Origin of the sequence: Streptomyces sp. NPDC059398, assembly GCF_042751845.1 — a bacterium.
In the GTDB taxonomy this organism is placed as follows: Bacteria; Actinomycetota; Actinomycetes; order Streptomycetales; family Streptomycetaceae; genus Streptomyces.
In genome coordinates, this window is the sequence record NZ_JBHYWP010000045.1 from 50,263 (window position 1) to 58,756 (window position 8,494).

6 protein-coding genes are annotated in these 8,494 nt (G+C 71.6%); all 6 read left to right on the forward strand.

Translation table 11 applies throughout. The features are described from left to right. Window positions 1-448 precede the first annotated feature (448 nt). The 6 genes from miaA to hflX all read left to right on the forward strand — a co-directional run bounded on the left by miaA (window position 449) and on the right by hflX (window position 8,431). Window positions 449-1,387, forward strand: a complete 939-nt coding sequence (gene miaA / locus ACFXBC_RS18140; protein WP_385024698.1) for a tRNA (adenosine(37)-N6)-dimethylallyltransferase MiaA — start codon at window positions 449-451, stop codon at window positions 1,385-1,387. A 106-nt stretch (window positions 1,388-1,493) separates the two neighbouring features. After that, complete coding sequence (locus ACFXBC_RS18145) at window positions 1,494-1,955, forward strand: hypothetical protein (protein ID WP_385024700.1); 462 nt, start codon at window positions 1,494-1,496, stop codon at window positions 1,953-1,955. A gap of 47 nt (window positions 1,956-2,002) precedes the next feature. After that, complete coding sequence (gene dapF / locus ACFXBC_RS18150; RefSeq protein WP_385024703.1) at window positions 2,003-2,896, forward strand: diaminopimelate epimerase; 894 nt, start codon at window positions 2,003-2,005, stop codon at window positions 2,894-2,896. Between the two features lie 139 nt (window positions 2,897-3,035). Then, window positions 3,036-5,180 (forward strand): RelA/SpoT family protein, encoded by a 2,145-nt coding sequence (locus ACFXBC_RS18155; RefSeq protein ID WP_385024705.1) that lies wholly within the window; start codon window positions 3,036-3,038, stop codon window positions 5,178-5,180. A 128-nt stretch (window positions 5,181-5,308) separates the two neighbouring features. Continuing rightward, on the forward strand, window positions 5,309-6,766 hold the full coding sequence (locus tag ACFXBC_RS18160) for a M1 family metallopeptidase (RefSeq protein ID WP_385024707.1): 1,458 nt from the start codon (window positions 5,309-5,311) through the stop codon (window positions 6,764-6,766). A gap of 147 nt (window positions 6,767-6,913) precedes the next feature. Continuing rightward, window positions 6,914-8,431: a GTPase HflX gene (hflX, locus tag ACFXBC_RS18165; RefSeq protein WP_385024709.1), complete on the forward strand. Its 1,518-nt coding sequence runs from the start codon at window positions 6,914-6,916 to the stop codon at window positions 8,429-8,431. The last annotated feature ends 63 nt before the right edge of the window (window positions 8,432-8,494 follow it).

Sequence of the window (8,494 nt, forward strand, 5' to 3'; positions counted from 1 at the left end):
CTCGCGGGCGCGGCGCGCGGGGCGCCGAGCGCGCGGGGGCTGCTCCCCCCGGCGGGGGGCGCCCGGCGCCGTGGCCGCGCGGGCGGGGGGGGCCGCCCCCACCCCGCCCCCCGGCTCCACGGCGGCAGACCCCGGGGCCTGCCCCTCGGCGGACCCTTCGGCAGGCTCACCGCCCGTCTCCTGCTCCGGGGCTTCGGCCGGGGCGCCGACGGCCGGTTCTTCGACGGCATCCTTCGTCTTCCGGCGAAACACGGCAAAAATACCCATATGCACTCCTCAACGTACTCGTGTGAGCGAAATTCCTCGCCGCCCGGAGCGCCTGATTGCGCCGACCGGGGCCACCGGTCGAAAGCCGTGGGCCGGAACCTCGGAAAAGAAACGAATCCCGGCACCCGGCCGTCACGTAACTCATTCGGGGACAGGCCCCCGGGTTTGCGAGACTGGGACGGTGAGTAGTGCAGCTCCCGCAGCGCGGGTCATCGCCGTCGTCGGCCCCACCGCGGCCGGAAAGTCCGATCTGGGTGTCGCTATCGCCCGCCACCTCGGCGGCGAGGTGGTCAACGCCGACTCCATGCAGCTCTACGAAGGCATGGACATCGGGACCGCCAAGCTGGCGCCCGAGGAGCGCGGCGGCGTTCCGCACCACCTCCTCGACATCTGGAGCGTGACCGAGGCGGCCAGCGTCGCCGAGTACCAGCGGCTCGCCCGCGCGGAGATCGACCGGCTGCTCGCCGCAGGCCGTACGCCGGTCCTGGTGGGGGGCTCCGGGCTCTACGTGCGCGGGGCCATCGACGCGCTGGAATTCCCCGGCACCGACCCCGGCGTACGGGCGCGGCTTGAGGAAGAGCTGGAGCGGCACGGGCCCGGAGCCCTCCACGAGCGGCTGGCCGCAGCCGACCCGGAAGCCGCCGTGGCGATCCTGCCCAGCAACGGCCGCCGGATCGTCCGGGCCCTGGAGGTCATCGAGATCACCGGAAAGCCCTTCACGGCCAATCTGCCGGGCCCCGACCCGGTGTACGACACCGTGCAGATCGGCGTCGACGTCGCCCGCCCGGAGCTGGACGAGCGCATCGCCCTGCGCGTCGACCGGATGTGGGAGGCCGGACTGGTGGACGAGGTCCGCGCCCTGGAGGCACGCGGGCTGCGCGAGGGCCGCACCGCGTCGCGCGCCCTCGGCTATCTGCAGGTGCTGGCAGCGCTCGCCGGGGAGTGCACCGAGGACGAGGCACGGGCCGAGACCGTTCGCGCCACGAAACGCTTCGCGCGCCGCCAGGACTCCTGGTTCCGCCGTGATCCGCGGGTGCACTGGCTGAGCGGCGCGGCCGCGGACCGGACGGAACTCACCGGGCAGGCGCTGACCCTGGTCGAACGGGCGGTCACAGCCTGATCACGTGATGGCATCGGGACGCTCAGCCCGGCAGTTCGCGCCCTGGGGGCGTGCCATCATCGATCTGCGATCGACAGTGGAGTCCGAGTGGGGAGGGCGTGTGGCGATGGAGGCCGGCCCTCGCGACAGCGAACGCGGCGCGGAGCGCGGCAGCGGCCCGGAACACCACGACGACGCCCCGCGGCTCAGCCCCGACGGGCCCGACGCGCTCGACGCCCCCGAAGTGGCCCCCGAAGTCGAGGTAGAACTGCGGCCGCAGCGTCGACTGCGTATCTGGCAGCTCGCCCCGATCGTGGTGCTGGCCGCCGTCGGATCGCTGATGTTCGCGTTCCCGCTCGCCTTCGAGTTCGGTGACGGCGGGCCCGTGGTCGCCATGCTCGGGCTGCTGATCAGCTGCTGCGCCGCGGGCTGGGGCATGATGGCCGCCCGCCGCGTCGGCTACACCTGGCCCGGTCTGCCCGCCAGAGGTTCCGGGGCGCGCCCGGACTGGCGGATGGCAGCCCTCTACGTCCTCGCCTTCTGCGTGGTCGTGGCGCTCGCCGTGGGGCGCGTGGCGCGGCTGCGCTGAGCCGCACCCGTCCGCCCGTACCGCCGCCCACCTCGTACGATGGCAGGGTGACCACCTCGCAGATCGACTTCCTCAAGGGCCACGGGACCGAGAACGACTTCGTGATCGTCCCCGACCCGGACAACGCCATCGACCTGCCCGCCTCCGCCGTCGCCGCGATCTGCGACCGCCGGGCGGGCATCGGCGGCGACGGTCTGCTGCATGTCGTGCGGTCCGCCGCGCACCCGGAGGCCCGGGGGATGGCGGGTGCGGCGGAGTGGTTCATGGACTACCGCAACGGCGACGGTTCCACCGCCGAGATGTGCGGGAACGGCGTCCGCGTCTTCGCCCGTCACCTCCAGCGCGCCGGGCTGGTGGAGGACGGTGACCTGGCCATCGCGACACGTGGCGGAGTGAAGCGGGCCCACCTGGCCAAGAACGGTGACGTCACCGTCTCCATGGGCCGGGCCGTGCTGCCCCCGGACGGGGTGCGGGTGACGGTCGGCGACCGGTCCTGGCCCGCGCTGAACGTGAACATGGGCAATCCGCACGCCGTCGCCTTCGTCGACGACCTCGCGGACGCCGGAGCGCTGCTCTCCGTACCGGAGTTCGCTCCGGCATCCGTCTACCCGGACGGTGTCAACGTCGAGTTCGTCGTGGACCGGGGCGAACGCCATGTCGCCATGCGGGTGCACGAGCGCGGCTCGGGCGAGACCCGCTCCTGCGGTACGGGCGCCTGCGCGGTGGCCGTCGCGGCGGCCCGCAGGGACGGCATCGACCCCGCCATCACCGGTGAGCCCGTGACGTACACCGTGGACCTTCCCGGCGGGCGTCTGGTCATCACCGAGCTGCCCGACGGCGAGATCGAGATGACGGGCCCCGCGGTGATCGTCGCCGAGGGCACGATCGATGCCGCGTTCCGCGAAACGGCGCTCTCCGCCATGGAAACGGCCCTCTCCTAGACTTCGCTCGAATGGGTGATCCGTTTCACGCTGGGCGGGAGGGGGCGGGTACCGCGTGGTGGGCTCGGTAGCATCAAGCACCGGCCCGGACCGCCCCGTCGCAGCCAGTCCACCGCCGGTCGACACTGCCGGAGGTGCCATGAGTGCAGAGGCCGCCAGCCCCAACGGTGCGTCCCCGGAGACCCGTCCGGTGGACAGCCCGGTCCGCAGACGCGGTCGCGCCAGGATCGATCTGCGCAGACTCGGCCGCGCCGCGCTGTTCGGCCCCGCCTCGCGCAGTGGTCTGCCCGATGCCATCGGCCATGTCGCCGAGGCCCACCGCGCACACTTCCCCGACGCCGATCTCGCCGTCCTGCGGCGGGCGTACGTCCTTGCTGAAACGTCCCACCGCGGTCAGACCCGCAAGAGCGGCGAGCCCTACATCACGCACCCGCTCGCGGTGACGCTGATCCTCGCCGAACTGGGGGCCGAGACCACGACGTTGACCGCCTCGCTCCTCCACGACACGGTCGAGGACACCGAGGTGACGCTCGAACAGGTACGGGAGGGGTTCGGCGACGAGGTCTGCTATCTGGTCGACGGCGTGACCAAACTGGAGAAGGTCGACTACGGTGCCGCCGCCGAGCCCGAGACCTTCCGCAAGATGCTCGTGGCCACCGGTGACGACGTCCGGGTCATGTCGATCAAACTCGCCGACCGGCTGCACAACATGCGCACCCTCGGTGTGATGCGCCCCGAGAAACAGGCGAGAATCGCCAGGGTCACCCGGGATGTGCTGATCCCGCTGGCCGAACGGCTCGGTGTGCAGGCGCTCAAGACCGAGCTGGAGGATCTGGTCTTCGCGATCCTCGACCCGGCGGAGTACGAGATCACCCGTGCCCTCATCGCGGCCCAGGACGCCGCAGCCGACCCGCTCGTCACCATCGCCGAGGACGTCAGAAGGGTCCTGAGGGATGCGGGGATCACCGCTGAAGTCCTCATCAGGCCCCGGCACTTCGTCTCGGTCCACCGCGTCAGAACGAAACGCGGCGAGCTGTGTCCCACCGACTTCGGCCGGCTCCTGGTGCTCGTCGGCGAGGACGCCGACTGCTACGGCGTACTGGGGGAGCTGCACACCTGCTTCACACCGGTGATCTCCGAGTTCAAGGACTTCATCGCCTCACCCAAGTTCAACCTCTACCAGTCGCTGCACACGGCCGTCGCCGGCGCCGGCGGCGATGTCGCCGAAGTCCTCATCCGTACCCATCTGATGCACAAGGTCGCCGAGGCGGGGGTCGTCGCCCTCGGCAACCCGTACGTACCGCTCGACGGGCCGCACTCCGCCGCCACCATCGCCCGCGCGGCGGCCGGTGCCACGGACCGCGGACGTGTCGACCCCACCCGTCCCGGCTGGCTCTCCAGGCTCCTCGAATGGCAGGAGTCGGCGCCCGACCCCGACACGTTCTGGTCCACACTCCGCGCCGACCTCGCACAGGACCGGGAGATCACTGTCTTCCGCGCCGACGGCGGCACCCTCGGCCTGCCCGCGGGGGCCAGCTGTGTGGACGCGGCCTACGCGCAGCACGGCGAGAAGGCGCACTCCTGCATCGGCGCACGGGTCAACGGGCGGCTGGCGACACTCAGTACGGTGCTCAGCGACGGCGACACCGTCCAGCTGCTGCTCGCCGAGGACACCGCGTCAGGGCCTTCGCCCGACTGGCTCGGCCATGTGCGCACCCCGGGCGCGCGGATCGCGATCACGGGCTGGCTCGACGCCCATCCGGAAGGGGCGGCCGTACCGGCAGCGGCACCCCGGCCGAGCGCATCGGTGACCGGCGGTGCGATGCGCAGAGCCGCCGCCGGAGCCGTCGTGGGCGTGCCGAACGCGACCGTACGGCTGGCCGGCTGCTGCACACCGGTGCCGCCGGACGCCGTCACCGGATTCACGGTGCGCGGCGGCGCCGTCACCGTCCACCGCGAAGGGTGCCCGTCGGTGAGCCGGATGCTGTCGCTCGGGCGGCCACCCGTCGAGGTGAACTGGGGCGCCGCGGGGGACTGCAGGGTCACCCTGGTCGCCGAGGCGTTCGGGCGGCCGCAGCTCTTCGCCGACCTCACCGAGGCCATCGCCGCCGCCGGTGTCGCGGTCGTCTCGGCCACCGTCGAACCGCCGTCCGAGCAGCGCGTACGCCACACCTACACGCTGCAACTCCCCGACGCCGCCGGGCTGCCCGCGCTGATGCGCACCATGCGGGACGTGCCGGGCGTCTACGACGTGAGCCGCGCCCAGCACCCGGCCACGGCCTGACCGCAGGGCCGGCCGGCCGCACGACCGCCCGACACGACAGCCTGACCGCAGGACCGGCTGAGCACACGTTCGGGTGGCCCGGGACGCTCTGCCGGGGCGCGCACGGCAGGGGCTGGTAGCCGTAGTCCATGCTGTTCATCTCCCGGCGCCTGCGAGCTGTTCTGCTCGCTACCGCATCGGCGGCCGCCATCGCCGCCACCCTGCCCGCACCCGGCCCCCTCGGCATCGGTGATCCGCTCTTCCCGCACCTGGGCAACCCCGGGTACGACGTCCTCTCGTACGACATCGGCCTCAGCTACCCCGGAAGCAACACCAAGCCGCTGGAGGCCGTGACCAGGATCGACGCCCGCACCACGGCGTCACTGCGCCGCATCAATCTCGACTTCGCCCGCGGCACCGTGCACTCGGTGGAGGTGAACGGCGAGCCCGCCCGGTTCGCCCCGGCCGACGAGGACCTGGTGGTGACCCCGCGGCGGGCGGTCCGCGCCGGAAGCCCGCTGCGGATCACCGTGCGCCACACCAGCGACCCGCGGGGCGCGGCGGACGGCGGCTGGATCAGGACCCCCGACGGGCTGGCCATGGCCAACCAGGCGGACGCCGCCCACCGGGTCTTCCCCTGCAACGACCACCCGTCCGACAAGGCCCTCTTCACCTTCCGGATCACCGCACCCCGGAAGCTGACCGTCGTGGCCAACGGCTCGCCCGGCCCCCGGACGACCCGCGCCGGCCGCACCACCTGGACCTACCGGACCCGCCACCCGATGGCCACCGAACTGGCGCAGGTATCCATCGGCGACTCGGCCGTGATCCACCGCACCGGGCCGCACGGGCTGCCGGTCCGCGACGTCGTACCGGCGGCCGACCGGAAGAAGCTGGAGCCCTGGCTGCGGAAGACACCCGCCCAGCTGGCCTGGATGGAGTCGAAGGCCGGACCCTTCCCGTTCGAGACGTACGGTGTCCTGATCGCCGACACGGACACCGGCTTCGAGCTGGAGACCCAGACCCTGTCCCTCTTCGAACGGCGGCTCTTCACCGGGGGTTCCTTCCCCGAGTGGTACATCGACTCGGTCATGGTCCATGAACTCGCCCACCAGTGGTTCGGCGACAGCGTCTCACCGCACCGCTGGTCCGATCTCTGGCTGAACGAGGGCCACGCCACCTGGTACGAGGCGCTCTACGCGGCCGAACACGGCGGGAAACCCCTGGAGACCCGGATGCGTGACGCCTACCGCAGCTCCGACGGCTGGCGGGCGAGCGACGGAGCCCCGGCCGCCCCCAGGCCCCCCGTCAGCGGGCAGAAGATCAGCATCTTCCGGCCGGTCGTCTACGACGGCAGCGCGCTCGTGCTCTACGCACTGCGCCAGGAGATCGGGGCCGCCGCCTTCTCGGCGGTGGAGCGCGGCTGGGTCAGCCGCTACCGCGACGCGTCGGCCACCAGCGCCGACTTCACCGCGCTGGCCTCACGGGTCGCCGGGAGGGACCTCTCGGGGTTCTTCCGGGGCTGGCTGTACGGAAAGAAGACCCCGCCGATGCCCGGCCACCCCGACTGGCGGAGCGCCCGGCCGGCGAAGGCGCACAAGAATTGAAACCCGGGTGACGGCGGTGAGCGCACCGTGTCACTATCGACGCGTCGACGGCGCTGCCGGAGCCGGTGGGCCTCAGGGAATCATCGGCGGCCGCTACGCGTTGTGCCTGACGAACGGAACTCTCTACCGCCTCGACGTAAGGATCCAATGACCTCCTCTTCTTCCACTTCCCAGGACGCGCACGAGCATGAAGCGCACGAGCACGAAGCCCAGAGCTTCCACGAGAGCCTTCGGGCCGATGCCCTGATGGAAGAGGACGTCGCCTGGAGCCACTCGGTCGACGGTGAGCGGGACGGCGATCAGTACGACCGCTCGGAGCGTGCGGCGCTCCGGCGAGTGGCAGGCCTCTCCACCGAGCTCGAAGACGTCACCGAGGTCGAGTACCGGCAGCTGCGCCTGGAGCGGGTGGTGCTGGTCGGTGTCTGGACCTCGGGCACCGCACAGGACGCGGAGAACTCCCTCGCGGAGCTGGCGGCTCTCGCCGAGACGGCGGGCGCGCTGGTGCTCGACGGTGTGGTGCAGCGCCGCGACAAGCCGGACCCGGCCACCTATATCGGCTCGGGCAAGGCGCAGGAGCTGCGGGACGTCGTACTGGAGACAGGCGCCGACACCGTGGTCTGCGACGGTGAACTCAGCCCGGGCCAGCTGATCCACCTGGAAGACGTCGTCAAGGTCAAGGTCGTGGACCGTACGGCGCTGATCCTCGACATCTTCGCCCAGCACGCCAAGTCCCGGGAGGGCAAGGCACAGGTCGCGCTCGCGCAGATGCAGTACATGCTGCCGAGGCTGCGCGGCTGGGGCCAGTCGCTCTCCCGGCAGATGGGCGGCGCCGGTGCGGGGGGCGGGGGCGGTATGGCCACCCGTGGTCCCGGTGAGACCAAGATCGAGACGGACCGGCGCCGGATCCGCGAGAAGATGGCGAAGATGCGCCGGGAGATCGCGGAGATGAAGACCGGGCGCGACATCAAGCGCCAGGAGCGCAAGCGCCACAAGGTGCCGTCGGTCGCCATCGCCGGCTACACCAACGCGGGCAAGTCCTCGCTGCTGAACAGGCTGACGGGCGCGGGGGTGCTGGTGGAGAACGCCCTGTTCGCCACCCTCGACCCGACCGTGCGCAAGGCCGAGACACCGAGCGGACGGCTCTACACCCTCGCGGACACCGTCGGCTTCGTCCGGCATCTGCCGCACCACCTGGTCGAGGCATTCCGCTCCACCATGGAGGAGGTTGGCGAGTCCGATCTGATCCTGCATGTCGTGGACGGATCGCACCCCGCTCCGGAGGAGCAGCTCGCAGCCGTACGCGAGGTGATCCGGGAGGTCGGAGCCGTTGACGTCCCGGAGATCGTCGTGGTCAACAAGGCGGACGCGGCGGACCCGCTGGTTCTGCAGCGGCTGCTGCGTATCGAGCGCCATGCCATCGCAGTGTCGGCCCGCTCGGGTCAGGGCATCGTCGAACTGCTCGCGCTGATCGATGAACAGCTGCCCAGGCCGCAGGTGGCGCTGGAGGTGCTCGTGCCGTACACGCACGGACAGCTCGTGGCCCGCGCGCACTCCGACGGCGAAGTGATCTCCGAGGAGCACACCCCGGAGGGCACCCTGCTCAAGGCACTGGTGCACGAGGAACTGGCTGCCGAGCTGGCGCCCTACGTACCTGTGGCGCCCTGACACACGGAGCGCGCGGCACCAACCCAGAGGCCGAGGGCCTGTCCTCTCTCCGCAGAGAGGACC

Coding starts and splice junctions, on each gene's coding strand:
- ACFXBC_RS18160 (WP_385024707.1), top strand. CDS start 5,309: ATGCTGTTCATCTCCCGGCGCCTGCGAGCTGTTCTGCTCGCTACCGCA.
- hflX (WP_385024709.1), top strand. CDS start 6,914: ATGACCTCCTCTTCTTCCACTTCCCAGGACGCGCACGAGCATGAAGCG.
- ACFXBC_RS18155 (WP_385024705.1), top strand. CDS start 3,036: ATGAGTGCAGAGGCCGCCAGCCCCAACGGTGCGTCCCCGGAGACCCGT.
- ACFXBC_RS18145 (WP_385024700.1), top strand. CDS start 1,494: ATGGAGGCCGGCCCTCGCGACAGCGAACGCGGCGCGGAGCGCGGCAGC.